Annotated in this window: 21 protein-coding genes, 1 tRNA gene and 1 pseudogene; 10 read left to right on the plus strand and 13 right to left on the minus strand. The window is 40.1% G+C overall.

Annotated features, from left to right (window positions below):
* Positions 1-1,589 (minus strand): gamma-glutamyltransferase (gene ggt / locus OQ279_RS13590; protein WP_266070514.1); only part of this gene is annotated, 1,589 nt, incomplete at its 3' end.
* A gap of 206 nt (positions 1,590-1,795) precedes the next feature.
* Between ggt and OQ279_RS13595 the strand changes: the two genes are divergently transcribed.
* Positions 1,796-1,869: transfer RNA gene (locus tag OQ279_RS13595), tRNA-Pro, on the plus strand.
* Positions 1,870-2,085: 216 nt separating this feature from the next.
* Positions 2,086-3,159 carry a site-specific integrase gene (locus tag OQ279_RS13600; protein ID WP_266070515.1) on the plus strand — a complete coding sequence of 358 codons (1,074 nt, stop codon included), beginning with the start codon at positions 2,086-2,088 and terminating at the stop codon, positions 3,157-3,159.
* Positions 3,160-3,171: 12 nt separating this feature from the next.
* On the opposite strand, the pseudogene OQ279_RS13605 reads toward OQ279_RS13600, so the two are convergent.
* Positions 3,172-3,453: pseudogene (locus tag OQ279_RS13605) on the minus strand (DUF4256 domain-containing protein); the annotation flags it as partial.
* A 174-nt stretch (positions 3,454-3,627) separates the two neighbouring features.
* Entirely contained in the window at positions 3,628-3,804 is a 177-nt protein-coding gene (locus OQ279_RS13610; protein WP_266070516.1) for a BF3379 family histone-like protein, read from the minus strand.
* 378 nt (positions 3,805-4,182) lie between these two features.
* Here OQ279_RS13610 and OQ279_RS13615 point away from each other — a divergent pair, with 378 nt between their 5' ends.
* The 4 genes from OQ279_RS13615 to OQ279_RS13630 all read left to right on the plus strand — a co-directional run bounded on the left by OQ279_RS13615 (position 4,183) and on the right by OQ279_RS13630 (position 7,911).
* Positions 4,183-5,274 carry a sensor histidine kinase gene (locus tag OQ279_RS13615; protein WP_266070517.1) on the plus strand — a complete coding sequence of 364 codons (1,092 nt, stop codon included), beginning with the start codon at positions 4,183-4,185 and terminating at the stop codon, positions 5,272-5,274.
* Positions 5,275-5,569: 295 nt separating this feature from the next.
* On the plus strand, positions 5,570-6,121 hold the full coding sequence (locus tag OQ279_RS13620; protein WP_266070518.1) for a hypothetical protein: 552 nt from the start codon (positions 5,570-5,572) through the stop codon (positions 6,119-6,121).
* A 278-nt stretch (positions 6,122-6,399) separates the two neighbouring features.
* Positions 6,400-7,155, plus strand: coding sequence for a LytR/AlgR family response regulator transcription factor (locus OQ279_RS13625; protein ID WP_266070519.1), 756 nt, complete (start codon positions 6,400-6,402; stop codon positions 7,153-7,155).
* A gap of 303 nt (positions 7,156-7,458) precedes the next feature.
* Positions 7,459-7,911 (plus strand): hemerythrin domain-containing protein, encoded by a 453-nt coding sequence (locus OQ279_RS13630; RefSeq protein WP_266070520.1) that lies wholly within the window; start codon positions 7,459-7,461, stop codon positions 7,909-7,911.
* A gap of 207 nt (positions 7,912-8,118) precedes the next feature.
* Here OQ279_RS13630 and OQ279_RS13635 read toward each other — a convergent pair whose 3' ends face one another.
* Positions 8,119-8,463, minus strand: a complete 345-nt coding sequence (locus OQ279_RS13635; protein ID WP_266070522.1) for a hypothetical protein — start codon at positions 8,461-8,463, stop codon at positions 8,119-8,121.
* 220 nt (positions 8,464-8,683) lie between these two features.
* Between OQ279_RS13635 and trhA the strand changes: the two genes are divergently transcribed.
* Positions 8,684-9,334: a PAQR family membrane homeostasis protein TrhA gene (trhA, locus tag OQ279_RS13640; protein WP_266070523.1), complete on the plus strand. Its 651-nt coding sequence runs from the start codon at positions 8,684-8,686 to the stop codon at positions 9,332-9,334.
* 154 nt (positions 9,335-9,488) lie between these two features.
* Positions 9,489-9,776 (plus strand): DUF202 domain-containing protein, encoded by a 288-nt coding sequence (locus OQ279_RS13645; RefSeq protein WP_266070524.1) that lies wholly within the window; start codon positions 9,489-9,491, stop codon positions 9,774-9,776.
* 82 nt (positions 9,777-9,858) lie between these two features.
* On the opposite strand, the gene OQ279_RS13650 is transcribed toward OQ279_RS13645, so the two are convergent.
* From OQ279_RS13650 to OQ279_RS13665, 4 genes are read right to left on the minus strand one after another with little or no spacing between them, the layout of a single operon-like run.
* A complete protein-coding gene (locus tag OQ279_RS13650) occupies positions 9,859-10,587 on the minus strand; it encodes a PepSY domain-containing protein (RefSeq protein WP_266070525.1) in 729 nt (242 codons plus the stop codon).
* A gap of 57 nt (positions 10,588-10,644) precedes the next feature.
* On the minus strand, positions 10,645-12,177 hold the full coding sequence (gene nadB, locus OQ279_RS13655) for an L-aspartate oxidase (RefSeq protein WP_266070526.1): 1,533 nt from the start codon (positions 12,175-12,177) through the stop codon (positions 10,645-10,647).
* A 1-nt stretch (position 12,178) separates the two neighbouring features.
* Entirely contained in the window at positions 12,179-13,126 is a 948-nt protein-coding gene (nadA, locus tag OQ279_RS13660; RefSeq protein ID WP_266070527.1) for a quinolinate synthase NadA, read from the minus strand.
* 18 nt (positions 13,127-13,144) lie between these two features.
* Positions 13,145-13,579 carry an RrF2 family transcriptional regulator gene (locus OQ279_RS13665; protein WP_266070528.1) on the minus strand — a complete coding sequence of 145 codons (435 nt, stop codon included), beginning with the start codon at positions 13,577-13,579 and terminating at the stop codon, positions 13,145-13,147.
* 327 nt (positions 13,580-13,906) lie between these two features.
* Between OQ279_RS13665 and OQ279_RS13670 the strand changes: the two genes are divergently transcribed.
* Positions 13,907-15,388 carry an SLC13 family permease gene (locus OQ279_RS13670; RefSeq protein ID WP_266070530.1) on the plus strand — a complete coding sequence of 494 codons (1,482 nt, stop codon included), beginning with the start codon at positions 13,907-13,909 and terminating at the stop codon, positions 15,386-15,388.
* On the opposite strand, the gene OQ279_RS13675 is transcribed toward OQ279_RS13670, so the two are convergent.
* From OQ279_RS13675 to OQ279_RS13685, 3 genes are all read right to left on the minus strand, one after another.
* Positions 15,371-15,967 carry a sugar O-acetyltransferase gene (locus tag OQ279_RS13675; protein WP_266070531.1) on the minus strand — a complete coding sequence of 199 codons (597 nt, stop codon included), beginning with the start codon at positions 15,965-15,967 and terminating at the stop codon, positions 15,371-15,373. The genes OQ279_RS13670 and OQ279_RS13675 overlap by 18 nt on opposite strands.
* A 39-nt stretch (positions 15,968-16,006) precedes the next feature.
* A complete protein-coding gene (locus OQ279_RS13680) occupies positions 16,007-17,296 on the minus strand; it encodes a rhodanese-like domain-containing protein (RefSeq protein ID WP_266070532.1) in 1,290 nt (429 codons plus the stop codon).
* A gap of 141 nt (positions 17,297-17,437) precedes the next feature.
* A complete protein-coding gene (locus OQ279_RS13685) occupies positions 17,438-17,857 on the minus strand; it encodes a hypothetical protein (protein ID WP_266070533.1) in 420 nt (139 codons plus the stop codon).
* A 251-nt stretch (positions 17,858-18,108) separates the two neighbouring features.
* Here OQ279_RS13685 and serA point away from each other — a divergent pair, with 251 nt between their 5' ends.
* Complete coding sequence (gene serA / locus OQ279_RS13690; RefSeq protein WP_266070534.1) at positions 18,109-20,001, plus strand: phosphoglycerate dehydrogenase; 1,893 nt, start codon at positions 18,109-18,111, stop codon at positions 19,999-20,001.
* A gap of 141 nt (positions 20,002-20,142) precedes the next feature.
* Here serA and OQ279_RS13695 read toward each other — a convergent pair whose 3' ends face one another.
* Both OQ279_RS13695 and OQ279_RS13700 read right to left on the minus strand, forming a co-directional pair.
* A complete protein-coding gene (locus OQ279_RS13695) occupies positions 20,143-20,658 on the minus strand; it encodes a DUF4411 family protein (RefSeq protein ID WP_370866532.1) in 516 nt (171 codons plus the stop codon).
* Entirely contained in the window at positions 20,642-21,289 is a 648-nt protein-coding gene (locus OQ279_RS13700; RefSeq protein WP_503167760.1) for an ImmA/IrrE family metallo-endopeptidase, read from the minus strand. The genes OQ279_RS13695 and OQ279_RS13700 overlap by 17 nt, the downstream gene beginning before the upstream one ends.
* Between the last annotated feature and the right edge of the window lie 202 nt (positions 21,290-21,491).

A 21,491-nucleotide genomic window follows, 5' to 3' on the forward strand; every position in this document is an offset into this window, starting at 1 on the left:
TTGTAGCCTTTTTGCTGTAGCGTATTGAATGTGGTTTCAGAAAAACCATTCGGTTCAAAACGCACTTCGTCTGGTAGCCATTGATGATGGAAACGTGGTGCATTTACCGCCTGCTGCATTCCCATCCCAAATTCAGTAACGTTTAGAATAGTTTGCATGACAGAGGTAATGATCGTAGAGCCTCCCGGCGAACCAAGCACCATATAAAGTTGCCCTTCTTTCTCTACAATTGTTGGTGTCATAGAGCTTAGCATTCGCTTTTCGGGCGCTATTGAATTGGCTTCGGCTCCTACCAGCCCAAACATATTGGGCACTCCCGGTTTAGCACTAAAGTCGTCCATTTCATTGTTCAGGAAGAAGCCCAGTTCTTCTATGTAGAGCTTTGAACCATAAGCACCATTTAAAGTAGTAGTCACTGAAACCGCATTTCCTTCAGCATCAACGATAGAGTAGTGGGTGGTTTCGAGACTTTCGGCAACCGGGATGTTTCCATGGCCAATGGATGAAGAAGGAGTAGCTTTTTGAAAGCTGAAATTATTCATACGCTCCTGGAGGTAATCTTCACTCAGCAGTATTTCCGAAGGAATATCAACGAAATCGGGATCACCAAGATAAAAACCACGATCGGCATAGGCTCTTCTTTCTGCCTCTGTGATCACCTGTATGGCCTCTAACGAGTTATGGCCGTACTCGTGAAGAGGGTAAGGGCGAATCATCTTCATAATTTGTCCCATCACAATGCCGCCACTTGATGGAGGAGACATTGAAATCACCCTAAGATCATCATAGGTGAAAGTTACGGGATCCCGCCATTTCACCTGGTAGGCAGCAAGATCATCCATGTTGATAATTCCGCCTTTTTCCTGAAGAAACTGTACCAGTTCTTGTGCAGTTTCTCCCGAATAAAATTCTTCCCTGCCTTTTGTAACAAGTCTTTGAAGGGTTGTAGCCAGCGCAGGATTTTTCAGGGTGTCTCCTGCTTCATAAACTTGGGCAAAGAGCACGTTCTCATGATTGGCTTTAATGATAGAATTCCGGTAGTGTGCCAGGGCAGCAGCCTGTTTGGCAGTTACCACAAAACCCTGCTGAGCCAGTGCAATTACCGGGGCCAGGATCTTTTCTACAGGCATGCTACCAAATTTTTCATGTACGGCAAAAATTCCGGCTACGGTTCCGGGGACTCCAACGGCCAGTCCGCCAAAACGGCTTTTTTGAGTATCCACATTACCAAGACTGTCCAGATACATATTGCGGTCTGCACCCAAGGGTGCTTTTTCCCGGAAATCGAGCGCACCGGTTTTGCCATTTTTGAGCCTGTACACCATAAAGCCACCCCCGCCCAAATTCCCGGCGTATGGATAAACCACTGCCAAAGCCATTTCTGTAGCTACCATAGCATCAAAGGCATTACCGCCCTGCTTTATAATTTCCATGCCTATTTCTGAAGCTTCTTTACGAGCCGAGACCACCATTGCGTGTTCTGCTGTTAACCCGCGTTCTGCCGGAGTCGAAAAGTCTTGAGGTTCTTTCGGAATTTTGCAGGACTGCTGAAGTATAATCAGTAGGAAAAAGACGAAGTATTTCTTCATGTATTGAGATTTTTCATGACCAGTAGGCTAAACTAAGGCAAAATAATAAATAGCTAAATAAAAACAGTTCAAAACCCTGCCTGAAGTATTCTCCTCATTCTCTGTTCTTTTGCGGTAAATAAGCTAGAGAGAGAAAAGAAACACCGGAAAAAGCGGAATTTCCCTTTGAAAATTAGAAATAAGCTGCTTAATTTGCACTTCCAATTCGGGATGTGGCGCAGTCCGGTAGCGTATACGTCTGGGGGGCGTAGGGTCGCAGGTTCAAATCCTGTCATCCCGACGAACCGTTTTTAAACGGGTATAAAAACACTGTTAATCTGTTGATTTTCAGTGTTTTTTGTTTTTATTGATATTATATGATATCAAACGAATTTATCCATTTTAGTGAATGATTCGGTGAATACTTTCTTCCCTTGAATTCATTATCTTAGAAGAACATAGCGGTTAATTTGACTTTCGTCTTTACAAACCTTTGTATCACTTAAAGACGCCTGAAATGATTGATTTTACTACATTCTCCGTACTTTTCTTTACAAGAAAGCTAAACAAAAATTCAATGGATCTCTCCATTTACGCCAGGATTACCGTAAATGGAAAATGTGCTGAAATGAGCCTCAAAAGAAAAACTTTAGTGAATGAATGGGATAGTTCCAAAGGAAGAATTAAAGGGACCACACCTAAAATTAGAAAACTGAATAGCTATCTTGACCAGGTGTACTCTCAAATATTGGATATTCATAAGAAACTTCTGGATAAAGACAATCTTATTACAGCTGCAAAAATTAAAGCTTCCTATTTGGGACTTGATGAGGATCATAAGACATTGACGGATATTGTTCATTATCATAATAATAAAATGAAGAATGTTCTGAAATGGGGAACACTTAAGAATTACTACACAACCGCCAAATACCTGGAAAAATTTTTACGAAAGGAGAAAAGAACAGATAATATATTTCTTAAACATATCAATTACCAGTTCATCGCAGAATTTGAAATGTTTCTTAGAAGTGGTAAACCAGAAAAAGGACAAAAAGCCTGTGGTAATAATGGTGCTATGAAACATTTAGAACGTTTACAAAAATTACTTAATCTGGCTGTAAAACTAGAGTGGCTTGAAAAGAACCCTTTCAGGAATTATAGCTTAAAGTTTGAGAAAAGTGACAGACAATTTTTGACCGAGAGAGAACTGCATAAGCTGGAAGAAACCTTCTTTATCAACACTTCCCTCGAGCGGGTCAAGGACATGTTCTTATTTTCTTGCTATTCTGGCTTGGCATATATTGAACTCAAAGAGCTGACAATAGATAAACTTGTAAAAGGAATGGATGGCAAAGACTGGATTTATACCAAACGAGAAAAAACGCAGCAGTCTGTAAAAGTTCCGCTGCTGAATCCTGCCAAGGAAATTATCCAAAAATATAGGGAACATCCGGCAAAAGGAGCAAACGAAGTTTTTCCAGTTATATCCAACCAGAAGACCAATAAATATTTGAAAGAAGTTATGGAATCTATCGGGATCCGAAGCAAAATCTATGGCACTACTAACAGGTTTATGTTTTTTTCTTGATTCTAAAGCTTCTCTGTCATAACAAAGACTCCTTCTTTTTGAAGGACTTTCCTTTGAAAAATCACAAAAAACATATTCTTTAGTATCACTATCGAATTCTAGAAGATTTGGCTCACCACCTGTCTTTTCCATTTCATTAAGTGACCATAACTTATTTAAATTTTGTTCAAGTTTTGTTTGAATATCAGACCAGTTCAATTCTTCAAACCTTTCTTTATGGATTTCAAAACGGGATCTTAGAATCTTTAAAATTGATTCAATTTCTGTTTGCTTTAGATATTTATTTGAAGACATTGGAATAAACTCATTTAAAATAGGTTCAAAATATAATTTCCTGTCAAATACTGAAAATAAAGCGTTATACTCAAAAATATTTTTCGTTTTGTATTGACTTATGATTGGATAAGCTCTCTTAGATGAGCCCCTAACAAGTTGGAGGCTTCTTAGGGGCTGGATAAAAAAATGAATTTACTTCTTAGATTCCGCTATAGAAACTTTACGGAACTCTTTTAAAAGTTTTTCTAATTCCAAAGATGATTTTCTTGCTCTGGTTCCAGCACTTTTATTTCCATCGTTTAATTGCGTGTTGGCATCTGTTTGAAAGGATTCAAAAGTACTTTGGATGTTTTCAATTAGGTCTTTCATGATTATAAAATTTAAAATGAGGTGCTAAAATAGCAGATATATGTGATTATGACAGGACTTTTTGAATTTCTGGTGTGCATATCGATTCCAGTCACTTAAAATTAGATGTTTATATTAGAATTAAGTTCTGCAAAAACAAAATCTGCCTTTCAGGATTTTTACCTATAGAATTTTTGTATTTCCAGTGACGGACATGAACCCATGCGAATAAATTTCAATTTTTCAGACAGCAAATTTCAAAGTTGATTATTTCCGTTTCTATGGGTTACAATTCTGGTTTATTTTTTCTCTCCCTGTTCTGTGAAATGTTCTTTGGTTTAAATGAATGTGTGAGATCTATTTACTAAATTTCGCACGATTCCCAAATCGGTATCCATTATGACCAGCCCTACTCCCATTAATCAGCCAGATCTGGAAGCATTTTTTCGTTTATCCCACGATAATCTCTGTATTGCTGGGTATGATGGCTACATTAGAAAGATTAATCCCGCCTTTATAAAGCTTTTGGGTTATAGTGAAGAAGAATTGTTTGCTGTACCCATAAGTTCTTTTGTTCACCCCGAGGATAAAGAAATAACAGCCGAGACCCGTTCCTTGATCATGAAGGACAAACCCCTGCTGAATTTTGAGAACCGCTACATCACGAAAACTGGTGAGATTGTATGGCTTTCCTGGACTTCCATACCAGATCATTCTAAAGAACTTATATATGGCGTCTCTAAAAATATTACCCATAAGAAAAAACTGGAAGAGGATAGACAACTGCTAATAAAGGATCTTACAGCCATAAATACAGGACTTAAACAGCTCACTTATACTATTTCTCATGATCTGCGGTCTCCTGTGAGTAATATGATGTCGATCTTCAGTTTACTTGATCTTTCACAAATACAAGATGAAGACAGCTTGCAATACCTTGACCTACTGGAGAAATCTGTACTCGAGTTAAAGGACACTCTGGATGACCAGATGGAACATTTAAAAGAAACCCTTTTACTCAAATCCACCATGGAATTGATCCCCCTGAAAGAGGTGTTCCAGGCTACCACAGATTCAATTCGCAGTTTAATTGATGGTTCAGAGGCCAAATTTGAGATCGATTTTTCGCAAGTGGAATTTTTGTTAGCGAATAGCTTTTATCTACACAGTATCTTTTTGAATCTTATCACCAACTCCATTAAATATGCAATACCGGGTATTCCTCCCATAATTAGAATTAGTTCTCAAAAAGATAAGGATATCTCCAGGTTGCTTTTTACAGATAACGGAATAGGGTTTGACATGGGGAAAAACGGGAGTAAAATATTTACTCTGAACCAGGTCTTTACCGATCAAAGCAACAGTAATGGTGTTGGTCTTTACCTGGTAAAAAATTACATGAATAGTGTAGGTGGCACTATTAATGTAACCAGTGAAGTAAATGCAGGTTCCACCTTTTGCCTCACCTTTAGGAATCAGAATGTTAATTAAGTACTAAATGGTTGCTGATTTCAAAGATCCCCTTAGAAATCATTTAATTAATAAGTTAACTTTCGTTTCTACCCGAATTTTTCAGGTAAATTCATTTCGTATTCGTCCGCCCAGTAATCTCTATTTTCTCCCGTTTTGGTCTATGTACTCTTTGTGGCTACTGGTTATCACTTTGGGGCTATTGGTATCATAACCTCCCAAAAAGGCTGTTTTCTGCTGTAAATTTGCAGGGAATTCTAACGTTAAAAGCTAAAGAGCGAAAACGTTATATAAGTAACCATTTAAAGCTGTTGTCATGAAAAGATTTTTTATTTCCCTTGTCATTTTAATGTGGGCAGGAATCGTTAATGCACAATTTACTGAACTCGATGAAGCCCGTGTTGGATTTGACCCTTTGTTACCCGAAGTTACCGTTGATGGTGCCAACTACATATTTAAAGTTGAAGAAAAATATGCCGGAGAATTTGAAAAAGACCCGGTTGCCTTTCTCAATGAACATTGCAACATAGAAGCTTTTCTGGATCTGGTGAAAAATGAAAAAAACCGCCACTACCAGTTACAGATAAAAAGTACCAAAGGCAAATTAAAAGCCAAATACTGCCAACAGGGGAACCTGCTCAGAATTTCTTACCAGTTAAAAGATGTACTTCTTCCTTTAGAGCTGCAAAAAGAAGTGTACCGTCAGTATAAAGGCTGGAATATGACCCAAAACGTTCATATTGCCAAAGGTAAAAAAGGAATTGTTAGTGAAGATTATTACAAGATTCGTTTGGAAAAGGGAGATGAGGTACAAAACCTTAAAATATCTGCAAACGAAATAGAACCCATAGAAGTTGCGAGCATGTAAAGTTGATAGTTGAAGCTCGATGAAAGACTGCCAAAGAAGAAATTCATTTTGCACCGGTTAAGGTGCAGGATCTCTGCAATAGCAGGGATGAAGGGGTGATGAATGGCTTTTTTGACAGTCTTATTCTATTTTTATAGATCTATATTTTCTGGTAATAGAACCTAATTTTTATTCCACAAAAAAGGATGGTATTATCATCCTTTTTTGTGCTTCATTGCTTCATTTTTAGGCTTAAAAACTGTAAATTTGAAGAACTAATCAGGTAAAAAGCTTCGCCCTTGAAAGCTTTAATAATAGACGATGAAGCCCTCGCCAGAAAGCGGGTTATTAACCTTCTTAACAAGGTTCCGGAAATTGAAATTTTGGGAGAATGTTCTAGTGGCAAACTTGCCATTGAACAAATCAATTCTTTAAAACCCCAGGTGATCTTTCTCGATTTAGAGATGAAAGATATGGACGGCTTCAGCGTTCTCGAAAAAATAAAAGTCGTTCCCAGGCCAATCGTCGTTCTTCTGGCCGCTCACACTCCCGATGCCTGTAAAGCTTTTGACGTTAATGCCTGTGACCTGCTCTTAAAGCCATTTAAAGAAGAACGTTTCTACAAAACTGTCTCAAAAATAATAAATACCGGCCTGCCCAAAGAGCTCGATATTGACGAAAAGATTCAGAATCTGCTGGGATTTTACACGAACCGCTCAACCGGAACTATATTTAAAATTCCGGTGAAACAGGGCAACACTACGATTCTGCTCGATCCGCGTGATATCTTGTACATCACCTCGTCGGGTTGTTATGCCGAAATCTATACTAACAACCACAAGTATTTGCTTAGGGAATCTCTGTGTGCCCTTGATGAAATACTCGATCCCAACCTGTTTTTCAGGATTCATCGTTCTGCTATCGTGAACCTGGATCATGTGAAGGAACTGGTACATTCTGAATATGGGGAAATAGATGCAAAAATGGCCGATGGCCGACTCCTTCATACCAGCAAGGCACAAAAGAAACCATTCCTGGAAAAGTTGGGGATCTAAGCCAACTAACTTCACTTCTCAAATAAGAATACTTCAGCTTTGCAGGCTGGTTTGTTTAATATGACTCACGTCATAAGTGAGCTGTATTGATTTGGACATATTTGTCCTAATTATTTCCGGTTATTCATTGCTGAAATAAATCAGAATTTTTTTTAAAACCATTTCCGAAGCATTAGGTAATGAAATTCCAGAAAATAGCTACTCCAAGTGAGTTTGCAGCGATAGAGAAAAAGCATCATGCCCTGCCTTTTTCAGACGACGCCTGGCAGGATCATTTTTGGAACCAAAAGAAATAAACTTAGTATGACAGCAAAATCAACTCTTTTAGAACCTTTGTCTATAGAACACCGGCAGGTACTACATCTCTGTGAAAACATCAGGATTGGGCTGCGTAACAATATTCAAAAAGAGCGGATAAGAACCTATACCAACTGGTTTAAATCGGAGTTTCTTGATCCGCATTTTGCGCTGGAAGAGCAGCACATTTTTCCCCTTTTAGGCAACAATGTTCGCGTTAAGAAGGCTTTGGCCAATCACAGGAGAATCAACAAATTGATGACCTGTGATTGTGACGATGAAAAAGTACTTAATCTACTCGAAGAAGAACTGGCAACTTACATCCGGTTTGAAGAACGGGTTTTGTACAAAGAACTTGCCCAAAATCTCAATCCGCAAGATCTTGAGATGCTGGAAAAGCACCACGATAACATTGTTTTTCCTGAAGAAGACTGGAAAGACAAATTCTGGATCTCTTAAGCTTGAGTCTTAAATTTTTCAGATCCTAAGGCTTTGGGAAAGCAGATTTAGAACTTCTGAAATAAGAATACTTCAGCTTTTCTAAGCTTTTCTCTTCGGAAAAAATCCCTTCCAAAAATGCCATTTTTGACATCCAGTATTTCTGAAGTTTAGAGCTTCAGCTGAAATATTCGTGGATTTATTCCGCAGAAATAAAAACTTCCGAAGTTATCTGAGTAATCTACGGGTAATAAAGTTGTTTCGCTGAAAATAGCTACTGTGAGCTGCACCAAGGTTCAATGCTGTGGTGTAAAAACCAGCAAGAACAAACATGGCTGCAAAAGCCGGCGCTGTATAAACCGAACTGAGGAGGTACAAGCAAATTCCAGTTAAAAGAACAGTGAAAAAGAAAGAAACCCATTCGTCATCGTGCATATTGAGCTTTTTAAAAACCAGGCGAAGAAGCGGGTTGTTTTCTTCGTAAGGTCTAGCCGGTCTGTAAGAAGAAATGTAAGAAAGTAGAAATTTACTGGCAATAATTTCTAAAGCAATCAGGGCGGTTATTAGATCCATAGGGGCTAAGTACACTGAGAATGAGGGGCTAAATTAATGCAATATTTTAAATCTACAAGTTTTTTACCTCATTTTAAGATAGTTAACCGATTTAGAATGCTTTTCATCTGAAAATGTGTTGTAGGAGATAAATTATTGAAGGAAAATTCCTTCAGTTAATAGTTTTAGGTTTTTGAATAAGCCCGCAGATAGATGTATTTTTACCTGAGAATTTGTCCTGATGAAAAAGCCTGTAAAGATTAAATTTTATGCTCCCCGTGAGGAATATTTAAACGTATTAAGCCATGGAGCCGGTCTTGGTTTGAGTTTGCTGGGGCTTTTTTTGTTGATCTTTAAAGCCCTGGAACTTAATAATACCAGAATACTCCTCAGTTTTGCCATTTTTGGCGCCTCTCTTATTTTGCTGTATTCAGCTTCTACGCTTTACCATAGTACTAAAAACCTGAGAAAGAGATTTACTTTTAAGGTCTTTGATCACATTGCGATTTTTGTCCTTATCGCCGGCACCTACACTCCTTTTGCTCTTGTAACCCTGCAGGGGCGTACAGGCTGGATCATTCTTGGGGTGGTTTGGACCATTGCCCTTTTAGGCACTTTTTTAAAGCTGTTCTTTACCGGCCGTTTCAAGATCTTTTCTACCTTACTTTATGTGGGTATGGGCTGGGTGATTGTCTTTGCCATAGAACCTCTTATGGAGAACCTTTCCAGCCAGGGCCTTTGGTGGCTTTTGGGTGGCGGACTCGCCTATACCATTGGGGCGATTCTCTACAGCATTAGCAAAATAAAATACAATCATGCAATCTTTCATTTGTGTGTTTTACTGGGAAGTTTCTGTCACTTCATGGCTATTTATCTCCACGTACTCCCTTAAATTAAGTTGAATTTATAATTTATAGAGGGCCGTAATTTTTACCTTTATATATAGAAGTTAAATTCAGCTCTTATTTGTTGCTGCTTTCAGAATAAAAAATCTGGAAAATATAATCTTCCGGTTCACATATTTGTGATCCCAAAGTTTGAAAAAAATGAAACTGTCACGAAAAAATGTCCAAATTAAAGAAGATCTCATCACGCGTGACTGGCTGGCAATAGACCGCACCCGCATGGCCAATGAAAGGACTTTTCTCGCTTATTTGAGGACGTTTATTGTGGTATTAAGTTCGGGAGTGGCGATTATTAGAGTAGAGGTGCTCCAGGAAATGTACGATCTGGGAATTTTTCTCCTGGTGGTTGCACCTGTAATCCTGCTCATAGGGATTGCAAGATTTCTATATGTGAGAAGACATATCCGAAAATATTTTACCGTTAAGTGAGCTTCAGGAGTTATTCCCGGTTTTTAAAAAAGTACGAAAAGGCTTGAACAAAGGGAACTTTATAGCTTAAAAAGCTGCTCTTCTATCTTTTCTTGCTTTTTCCTTTTTTCCCGAATACGCCCATCATTGTAGGAGAAGAAATAAACCACAACACGAATCCGCTTAGCACGGTAATAAGGCCCAGCAGGGAAAAAGCTCTTAAAATTGAGGTGTTAAAATCATCACGCGTATCATAATCCATAGTATGGGTCATCCACAGGAAATCAAACCACCTCCAGTCTCTGTGCCGTACAGATTTAAAAGTTCCGTCAACAGCCGAGATATACGCTTTGGGTTTTTCCTGGCCGGCATAAGAAATAACATAGGCCGGTAAAGGGCCGCCGCGGTATTCATGGTGATCGCCGGTTTCGGTAATCTTTTCAACTCGGGTGACTTTCAAGTTGTCGAGCATGTGTTTTTTTGCAATTTTTACCGCTTCGTCTTCTGAAATTTCCTGCTTTTGTTCACCACTTCGGGCGTGTACCAATTTTTCATTGTTCACCCAGTAGTAAGGTTCTCCTGCTACGTCTTTTAGCTGAAGGGAATTGATCTGCATTTGGGGAGCTACTTCAGAAATACCTGGAAGATTTGAAAAAGTAGTGGGGTGCACATGATTTTTTCTGAAGTGGTCACCGTGAATCTCGTCAATATCGGTCCAGCTGAAGTACATTCCGCTAATAGTCCACATTAAAAATTGAATTCCGAGGAAGATCCCCAGGTAGCGGTGTGCTTTTCTAATGTAGGAAGCAGCTTTTCGTTTTACAAAAGGCATCGAGAGTTGTGAATTTCTACAAGTATACTAAAATATGCTTCAGCTGAAGTTCCTGTCTTAAAAAACTACTTCATTAATCCCCATTTTTGGATGGTAATGATCTATAGCATCTTTCAGAATTAATAAGGCGATCTCAACCATATTTTTTAGTTCGTAGAATGCAACCGAACCACTATTGAACGGCGGATAACTTTCCATTAAGTCGTGCATATTCCACAGCTTTACAAGGGCTTCTGTTTTTGCCATTTTTGGAGCCGAATGTAACAGGTCATAATCCATGATCTCATTGAGACGCTGCCTTAGACTGGCGATGATCTTTTCATCAACATCGGTATTGAAATTATTCAAAACCTCTTGCTGGTTACGGGTGCTGGGGTAGGGAAGATGATCCAACTCCTGCAAAACGGCTTTTGAAGCTTCGTGCGAATAAACTATGGCTTCAAGAAGGGAATTGGATGCCAGGCGATTGGCACCGTGAAGGCCGGTGTGCACGCATTCTCCCGATGCGTACAGCTGCTTCACCGAGGTTCTTGCATGCCGGTCTACATCAATGCCCCCGCACTGGTAATGAGCTGCGGGTACCACAGGAATAAGATCTGTCGCCACATTAATGCCTATTGCACTACAGTAGGCAACAATAGTGGGAAATTTGGCAGTGAATTGTTCAATATCCAGGTGACGGCAATCTAAAAAGGCATGTTTTTCTCCCGAGCTTTTTAGTTCTTTGACAATAGCTTCAGATACGATATCACGGGTTGCCAGCTCCCCCCTGGGATCAGATTTATACAGGAAGCGTTTGCCCTGGTGGTTTACCACATAAGCTCCATAGCCACGAACAGCTTCAGAAATAAGAAAAAGCGGATGTTTTCCCGCTTCATATAACGCTGTGGGGTGAAACTGTATGTAATTCATGTTTTTTACCGCCGCCCCGGCCCTCCAGGCCATGGCCACGCCATCGCCAGTGGCTACCGTAGGGTTGGTGGTGTTGCCAAAGACCATCCCACAACCGCCACTTGCCAAAAATGTGATTTTGGAGGTGATGCTTGTTCTTTGTGAATTGGTCTTGTTAAGAACATGTATCCCAATACACCTGTCTTTTTTGGCGTTGAGTATGAGATCGATTACAAAATAGTGATCGTAAAAATGTATGTTGGGAAGTGACTTTGCATGTAAGATCAGCTTTTGCTGAATTTCAAACCCTGTTAGGTCACGGTGGTGGACAATCCGACGCCGTGAGTGCCCGCCTTCAAGTCCCAATTCGAGGATTCCATTCTTTCCGGAGTCAAAAGAAGTTCCCCAAGCCACTAGCTCTAACAGTCGTTCGGGAGCCTGTGAAACCACCATTTTAACCACTTCAGCATCATTTATTCCACGTCCGGCTTCAATAGTGTCTTTTACGTGCAACTCAAAGCTGTCCTGCACCTTGTCAAGCACCACGGCAATTCCACCCTGAGCCTGGGCGGTGTTTGAAATCTCCATTTTTTCCTTTGTAATGACAGTAACATTTACATCGGGACGGGCTTCGGCAATCTTTATGGCAAAGGTGAGGCCAGCTACGCCAGATCCTATTACCAGTACATCTGTTTTCATTCTAAGAAAGTTGTAACATGCGTTTAATGGGCACCAAGGCCTTTTTCATAAGATCTTCAGAAAGTTTTATTTCGGGGGTTTCTTTTGCGAGGCAGTCATAGAGTTTTTTCAGGGTATTCATTTTCATAAACGCACATTCACTACAGGCACAGGTGTTGTCTTCTTTGGCAGGGGCGGGGATAAGGGTCTTTTGAGGTACATCATTTTGCATTTGATGCAAGATACCGGCCTCGGTCGCAACAATAAAAGTGTCGTGTTCACTACCCTTCACATAATTGAGCATCCCCGAAGTGGAGCCAATATAATTGGCTATTTTTAAAATGTGGGTTTCAGATTCGGGATGCGCTATGATCTTTGCTGAAGGATGCTGCTTATACAACTCCAGCATCTTATCTAGTGAAAAAGCTTCATGAACTATGCATGCACCATCCCACAGCAGCATTTCCCTGCCGGTCTTTTGCATCAGATATTTCCCAAGGTTTTTATCTGGGGCAAATATGATTTGCTTTTCCGGCGGAATGGAATTGATGACCTTTTCGGCATTTGAAGAGGTACAAACAACATCGCTATGGGTTTTTATTTCGGCAGAGCAATTAATGTAGGTGACCACCACATGATCTGGATATTGTTCTTTTAGTTTTCTAAAGGCTTCAGGGGGGCAACTGTCGGCCAGGGAACACCCCGCATTAAGGTCGGGCAAAAATACCCTTTTTGAGGGGTTAAGGATCTTGGCGGTTTCGGCCATAAAATGTACCCCGGCAAATACAATGATCTCTGCCGAAGTTTCAGCGGCCTTTTTCGCAAGTTCGAGCGAGTCGCCAATGAAATCGGCAACTTCCTGTATTTCGGGTTCCTGGTAATAGTGGGCCAGGATCACTGCATTTTTATCCTTTTTTAATTGTGCCAGTTCTTCTTGTAAAGTAGTTGGTTGAGGTGCAGATACTGTCATAAATAATCCTGTAGTGATTCAAATTTTTAAAAATGTGTCTCCCGAAATAAGGCCTGAAGTTAGATCCAGCAAGCTTGTTCTTTCCACAATTTCTTTCAGGCTGTTGCGCACAGGCTTAAAACGGGAATGAAAAGGGCATGGATGATCTTCACTACAGTTATGCAGGCCAAGGCTACACCGGGTATAGACCTTGTCTCCATCAATGGCCAGCACGATTTGGGAAATCTTAATGTCTGAAAGCCTTTCTTTTTCAACCTGAAATCCACCATGAGCTCCTTTTGTAGAAACTATGATGCCGTTTTTTGATAACTTCTGAAGGGTTTTAGCCGTAAATGCTTCGGGAGAGTCAATCTCCCTTGCAATGTCTTTCAGGCTTGACCTTCTCCCTTTTTCAGATTCTGAAGCAATAAAGATCGTGGCTCTTATGGCATACTCGCAGGCTTTTGAAAACATGGTTCGTAATTTCAGTTTGTAAAACAAAAATAAGGACAGTAAAGTCTCTTTTTTATGACCTCTGTCAGGAACCGCCACTTTTCATGCTTTTGAAGTTGTAGTTTTCAAAATAGGAGAAATGCCGTTTTTTCAGATTTCCGAAGCATGAATCAAACAATATTTTTCAGAAATTATATTAGGGGTAATTGCTTAAATATAAATGTTTTATAAAAGGTTGTTTTGCTTTAAATTCTTAAATTTAAAGAGTGATTGCTGGGGAGTTGAGGTTAGTTTTTGATCATTTTATGTGCCCTTTTCTTTCGGGTTGTACTTTTAAAGTTGTGCGAAATGAAGATCTCTCCTAAAAAGATCATGATTTTCTTTGGGCCGATGGTTTATTTTGCCCTGCAGGCAGTAGAACATCCCCAGTCTATGCCAATTTTGGCCTGGGATGTATTGTGTGTTACCATCTGGATGGCTATTTGGTGGGTGAGTGAAGTTGTACCCATTGCTGTCACAGCCCTGCTTCCTATTGTGCTGTTCCCGCTTAGCGGGGCTTTATCTATTGAAGCAACCACCGCAGCCTACGGCGATAAATTCGTCTTTCTTTACCTGGGTGGTTTTCTTTTAGCCATTGCAATTGAAAAATGGGAGCTACACCGGCGAATAGCGCTTAGCATTATAAAGCTTATTGGCAACAATTTAAAGTTGATCATCCTCGGGTTTATGATAGCCACGGCTTTCCTGTCTATGTGGATCTCCAATACAGCAACCTCGGTAATGATGCTGCCAATAGGAGCGGCAATTATTAATCAATTATGGGATGACCCAAAAACAGAGCGGGACGAAAAAGCCATTTTTGGAAAGGCGCTCATGCTGTCTATAGCTTACAGCGCTTCAATAGGAGGGATAGCCACTTTAATTGGAACACCGCCTAACCTTGTGCTGGCAGGAGTGGTGCAAAAATTCTATGGCATTGAAATCACCTTTTACCAATGGCTTAAACTGGGCCTGCCTATCTCTCTGGTTTTGCTGGCAATTAGCTGGAAGTATCTCACCACCTTTGCCTTTGACCTTAAAGGCATGAGACTCCCCGGAGGTAAGGCCGAAATCGCCAGGCTGCTTCACGAACTTGGCGCTATGACTAAACAGGAAAAGATAGTTCTTACCGTATTTATACTTACAGCACTTGGCTGGATCACCCGATCTTTTTTGCTACAGCCTGTGCTTCCTTTCTTAGATGATACAGTAATAGCAATTTTTGCAGGGATTACACTTTTCCTGTTGCCATCGGGGAAGGAACATGGCCGAATTCTTGTTTGGGATGATGCAGTGAAGATTCCGTGGGGGATCATTATACTTTTTGGAGGAGGTATGGCTTTGGCAAAGGCTTTTGAGGAAACCGGCCTTGCTGTTTGGATTGGGCAGCAGCTTAGCAGCCTTGAGAATTTACCTCTTATTCTGCTGGTACTGGTGTTGGTGACTGCGGTTAACTTTCTTACTGAAGTCACCTCCAACCTTGCTACCACAGCAATGTTGTTGCCTATTTTAGCCCCTATGGCACTCGCCATGCATATTCATCCTTACTTCTTGCTGGTGGCGGCCACCCTGGCGGCATCCTGTGCATTTATGTTACCGGTAGCTACACCACCTAATGCCGTGGTATTTGGTGCGGGATACTTGAAAATTAAAGATATGACGAGAGCGGGCATTTGGTTGAATCTCTTGTCTATTCTCATCATCACCGTCGTTATCTACTTTCTTCTACCTGTTATTTGGGGAATAGAAGTGAGCGAAATTCCTGAAGTTTTTCTACCCGGATCGAGTTGACAGGTAAGAATTTTTGTCTTCTTGGGTAATGGTTCTTATAACTTTACAGGGATTACCTGCGGCAAAGACGTTTGGGGGAATATCTCTGGTCACCACGCTTCCTGAACCAATAACAGAATTATCACCTATAGTCACCCGCGGATTGATCACTACTTGTCCGCCAATCCACACATGATTTCCTACTTTCACCGGGTAGGCATGTTCCCATTCCTGTATCCTGTTTTCATAGTGCATAGGATGTCCGGCAGTAAAGATCCCTACATTGGGGCCAATAAGCACATGGTTTCCAATAATTACTTTGGCACAGTCCAGAATTGTGAGGTTATAATTTGAATAAAAATTCTCGCCTATTTCAATATTGTAACCATAATCACAGCGGAAAGGGGGCTCAAAATAATAGCTGTCCCCGGTTTTTCCCAATAGCTGCTGAAGGATCTCCTTCCGTTTGTCTACTTCGGAAGGAGGTAGGTTGTTAAAGCTGAAGATAAGTTCTTTAGCTTTTTGTCTTTCTGCAAGTAATTCAGGAGCATTTGCTTTATAAGGCTCACCTGTCAACATTTTTTCCTTTTCTGTTTTCATGAGCTTTATATGATCTTGTTTATTTTATGCTGAAATTTACTACACCTTTTCGGGCACTCCTGTTTCGTATGGGTTGGATGGATCATTGCTCCATTCAAACCAGCCACCGTCATAAACTGAAACATTTGGCCATCCTAGCAGCCAGGCATTAAACCAGGCTTCACTGCCGCGCCACCCTGTACCGCAGTAGAATGCGAGGTGTTTATTGGGGGTAATTCCATTTTGTTCCCAGTTCTCTATGATCTCGTGAAATTCGCGGGTAGTATGGTCTACATTCCGGTAATTTTCCATGTGGTACGCGTCACTACCACAGTCGGCAAAAATGGCTCCGGGAATACGCCCTTTGGCTTCAATGTAATTGTAGCCACTTACCTCACCAATATATTCGGGATAGCTGCGCACGCAAACCAGCTCGGCATCGGCCGAAGCAATAATGTCTTTGGCTTCGGGTACGTCTACGGCCAATTCGGGGTGAGCCGGAATTTTCACTCCAAAATCTTCTACAGGTTCCTTTTTTACATCTTCTTTACTCACTTCAAAACCGGCGTCTTCCCAGGACTGAAAGCCACCATTGAGTATTCTTACGTCTTTTACACCAGCGTACATCATGATGAAGGCATTTCTTATGGCACCAATATCTCCGGCAGCACTTCCGGGAAACTCATCATCGTTATCGGGGAACATGAATTTCCCGTAGAGAATTACGGTAGTATCGGCTGTGATGCCGTGTTCTTCCAGGGCTTTATTTAGTTCTTCGGGGCTGCGGCGGTTCCAGGTTTCAGGAGATTCCAGGGCGTTGGTGTCCATGTCTATTGCTCCGGGGATGTGGCCGGTTAAATAGGCGTCCCTATTGCGATAATGCGCATGTACCACCACATATTTATCGTTGTCATATTCTGCAGGTTTTTCTCCAGATATAAGTTTATTCACCCATTGTGCCGATACCAGCTGCCTGTATTTTGGTAGATAGCTCATGGGTAAAGTATCGTCGGTAGTCCATTCGTCCAGAAAGTGGTTGAAAAGTGCCATTTTTGAATACCCTGCTTTTTCAAAGCTTTCGGCTACCTTTTGGGCTTCATCGCGATTGTATCCGTAAATGATAATTTCCCGGGAAGGATCAATTTCCTTATGCCGCACAATCTCAATCCAGTCCATGTAGCCTGTCCATTTCGCCGGAAGCGATTTTGCACCTTTTATATGTCCGCCACGAGGTTCATTTTTTAATTTCCAGCCGTTATAGGCGTCAACCGGGCGCACGTCTATAACTAATGCTCCTTTATTTTGTCTGTCAATAAGTTCCTGAGTGGTTACTTCCCTGAAGTTTGTCATATTTCGGATTTTATGTGCAAAAAAAGAACTTCCGAAGAAGCTCTGATTTTTGGTTTTTCCGAAGATAACTAATTTCCCATTTTTTTGAGGCAGGCTGTAGCTTAAGAAATTCCTAAAACTTACTGAAGAAAGGGAATTCTGCTACAGGTCAATCTCTTTTTTATAGGATTGCGTTTTTTCCACGCCATTTTCATTAGTGGTTTTGCGAACCACGATCTCCAGTTTTTGATAATCTTCCATATTGCCAATGCCGCTTTCTACAGCATTCTTGATTTCGCCTGTCATTTTGAAGAAAGAAACAACGTTTCCCGGTAAAGTTTCTGGTTGAATTTCAACTGTAAGAGCATGGTATTCTGCATCTCCTGTCTTTTCGGTTTTTGAGGAACCAATAGAAATATTTTCAGCAGGAATAACTGCCGAAATCCTGCTTTTCAAAGTTTCCTGCGCCACAGTATATTCGGGAGGAATAGTATCCTGGTGGACTACTCTTGTGATTTTTTCTACACAGGAGGTGAATAAGATTAAAACTGTTAGTAAAGGAAGGATTTTGAAGCTTTTCATTTGATCTTTCGGGTTAGGAATGGGTTTAGCTATAGAATTTAGTAGCAGCCTGTAACAGGTTGTTACAAATCTTAGGAGCTAAACCAGGAAAGTTTTTTTGAAAAAATTCAGTTAAAACCCGAATTCATCTATAAAAATTTAATTTTTTGAGCTGCAATTTAGGAAGTGATAAATGTCTTCAACTTTAGCGCTAAATCTTCCGTGTGTGCCTGAAAAAGCTTAGTTTTGGGGAGATTTGAATTAATTTCGGCATGAAGAATAACAGGCATTTTGTAATTGATTTTGACAGTACGTTCACTCAGGTGGAAGCTCTTGATATATTAGGCGAAATTTCGCTGGAGAACCACCAGGAAAAAGAGGAGCGGCTTCAACGGCTTGTAGATCTTACCAACAGCGGGATGGCCGGTGATCTCTCCTTTAGGGAATCCCTGGAACAGCGGCTGGCCCTGCTCAATGCCGAAGAACAACATTTGCCAAAGCTTGTTGACCGCTTAAAAAGCAAGGTTTCTACGAGTTTTATTAGAAACAGGGAGTTCTTTGAAGAAAACCACGAGAATATTTATATCATTTCAAATGGTTTTAAAGAGTTTATTGTGCCTATAGTGAAAGAGTTTGGGGTAAGGGAAGAGAATGTTTTCGCTAATACTTTTCGACCTGATTCTGAAGGAAAACTTACCAATTTTGATACCGATAATGTCCTCTCATCCAATAACGGAAAGGTAGAAATGCTGAAGCGGTTAGACCTGCAGGGCGATGTTTACGTAATTGGTGATGGCTATACAGATTACGAGATCAAAGCCGCCGGTCTTGCCAATAAATTTTATGCTTTTACTGAAAATGTTGAACGCGGCAATGTTTTGGAAAAAGCCGATCATATTACACCAAGTCTTGACGAATTTCTATACCTGCACAAAATGAATAAAGCTATCTCTTATCCTAAAAATCGAATTAAAGTGCTGCTGCTCGAAAATGTACACGAGGACGCTGTAAAGATCATGAAAAATGAGGGCTACAACGTAACTACAATTGCAGGTGCACTAGATGAAGAGGAACTCGCCGAAAAGATCAAAGATGTGTCGGTGTTAGGGATACGATCAAAAACCCATGTGACCGAAAAGGTGCTGAAAAATGCCAACAGGCTTATTTCTGTAGGTGCGTTTTGTATTGGTACCAACCAGATAGATCTTGAAGCCTGCCTCAAAAAAGGGATTGCAGTTTTCAATGCACCATTTAGCAATACGCGCTCTGTAGTTGAGCTTGCCATAGGCGAAATCATATTTTTGATGAGAGGCCTGCCCGACAGGCTGGCGGAGATGCATGCCGGTAACTGGAACAAATCGGCTAACGGGAGCAGGGAAGTCCGCGGAAAAAAGCTGGGGATTGTTGGCTACGGAAACATAGGCGCACAGCTATCGGTAGTTGCCGAAGCTATAGGTTTTGATGTCTATTATTACGATTTAATGGAGAAACTGGCTTTGGGAAATGCTACCAAGTGCAGCAGCCTTGAAGAATTACTTCAAATAGCTGATGTTGTTACCCTGCACGTTGATGGCCGCAAAGAAAACCATAACCTTATTGGAGAAAAAGAACTTGAGCTTATGAAAGAAGGATCAGTGTTTCTCAATCTTAGCAGGGGGCATGTAGTTGATTTGGAAGCTTTGAAAAAACACCTGGAAAGCGGCAAAATAAGTGGCGCTGGAGTAGATGTTTTTCCGAAGGAACCCAAGACCAATGCAGAGCAATTTGAATCGGAATTACGGGGTGTCAAAAATGTCATTTTAACGCCTCATATTGGGGGAAGTACCGAAGAAGCCCAGGTGAATATCGGGAATTTTGTTCCCAATAAGATCATTGAGTACATCAATACTGGAAGTACTACCAACAGCGTTAATTTCCCTAATTTACAGTTGCCTATTCTTGAAAATGCCCATCGTTTAATTCATATTCACCACAACAGGCCTGGCATTATTGCACATATCAACAACGTCTTGTCGCAGCACGACTGTAATATTGTAGGGCAGTACCTTAAAACCAACGAATCTATAGGATACGTGATTACCGATATCAATAAAGCCTACAATGAAGAAGTGGTTGATGAGATGCGGGGAATTGATGGAACCATCAGGTTTAGAGTGCTTTACTAAATATCAATGATCAATAAACTATTGACATTTAACAATGATTCGGATAAAAGAAGAGACGTGTAGGAAAGAGTTTTTTATTGACCGGCTATTGTTACGGAAATAAATATTGGAAAGGAGTTTTCAAAAAAGATATATATCCTACTAAAATTTTGAATTGAGTTCTCTCATCATTTCAATAGTGTCAACAAATCTTACTCCAAAGTGGTTGCATACTTCAGGAATTTTTACTCTTTTCTTAGCTCCCGGAGAACTTTTTTCATATGTTACAATTACCAAGTTCAATTTTATCGCGTACGCTACTAACCAAGGATCAGCTAAATCTGTTTGTAAAAATTCTTCAATAGCACTATCATGATATTGATTTCTCATTGAATTAACCCATTGGACTATTTGGATATATTGAGGAAGAGCTTCATCTGTGGGGTGAAAAAATTGATCTTCTAAATTATCAATACACCATAGTTTCAGTTCATCTTCGTGAGATGATTTGTCATAGATTTCCTTTTTTACTTTATCTATGCTTATTATGTCTCCATTCCTTGCCAACTCTTTTGTTCTAATCCAAAAACTTTCAACTACGTCTAATGGATAGTATGAACGATGAGCTTGAATAAAGAAATTCGTGTCTAATAAATATCTCTCATACTTGATATAGATATTCGTTCACAAATTTATCGTAAGTATTTCCTCTAAGGTTGGTAAGACGATAGGCGTCTCGATACAAAAGATTGTTTTCTTTTACAGCATTATTCACATAGTTAGCAAACCTTAGACTAACTCTTTTTTTAGCAGTCGCATAAAAGTTGCCTCCGGAAGCTTTATTTTCTTTTTTTAACTGGAAACTTATGATGTAAGAATTATAAAATTCAAAGAATTCTGGTTTATTAATTAATTTTAAATCTAGAGCTCTTCGTGCAACTACAATTGGACTCACTTTTAAATTTCTACTCAGTGTCTTGAAATTTGTAGTAATTTTCCATAATTCTCTAAAGTGCATTTCTGGTACTAAAAACTCAGCAGCGACCTTATCACATAATTTTTCAATTGGGTCATCGGCTGGTAACATATCATTATTGTCAAATCCGGCACTTTCTCCCAACCATATATGGGCTATCTCATGAATAAGAGTGAACATTTGAGCCGCTTTGGCATCTGCGGAATTGATAAACAAAAATGGTGCTTTTTTGTTAACTAGAACAAACCCTCTACATTCTTCAACTTCAATTTTTCGTTTTGTATTATTACCAACAACGCCATTAAATGTGACAATTATTCCTATATCTTCAATCTTTCTAGTAAGGTGATCTAAGGTTTCTTCCTAGGTTTTAAATTCCTTTGCCCAATCTTTATTTAATTGTAAGGTTTCTCTTATGGAATTTACGATTTCGAGGTAATTATCATTTTCATTGAAAGATTCTACAAACCTTAAATCCTCATAGCCACTTTCAGTTAGATACTCTGTTAGCCAAGATTGTCTTTCTTGTAGCATT

This window comes from Salinimicrobium profundisediminis (assembly GCF_026241755.1).
In the GTDB taxonomy this organism is placed as follows: domain Bacteria; phylum Bacteroidota; class Bacteroidia; order Flavobacteriales; family Flavobacteriaceae; genus Salinimicrobium; species Salinimicrobium profundisediminis.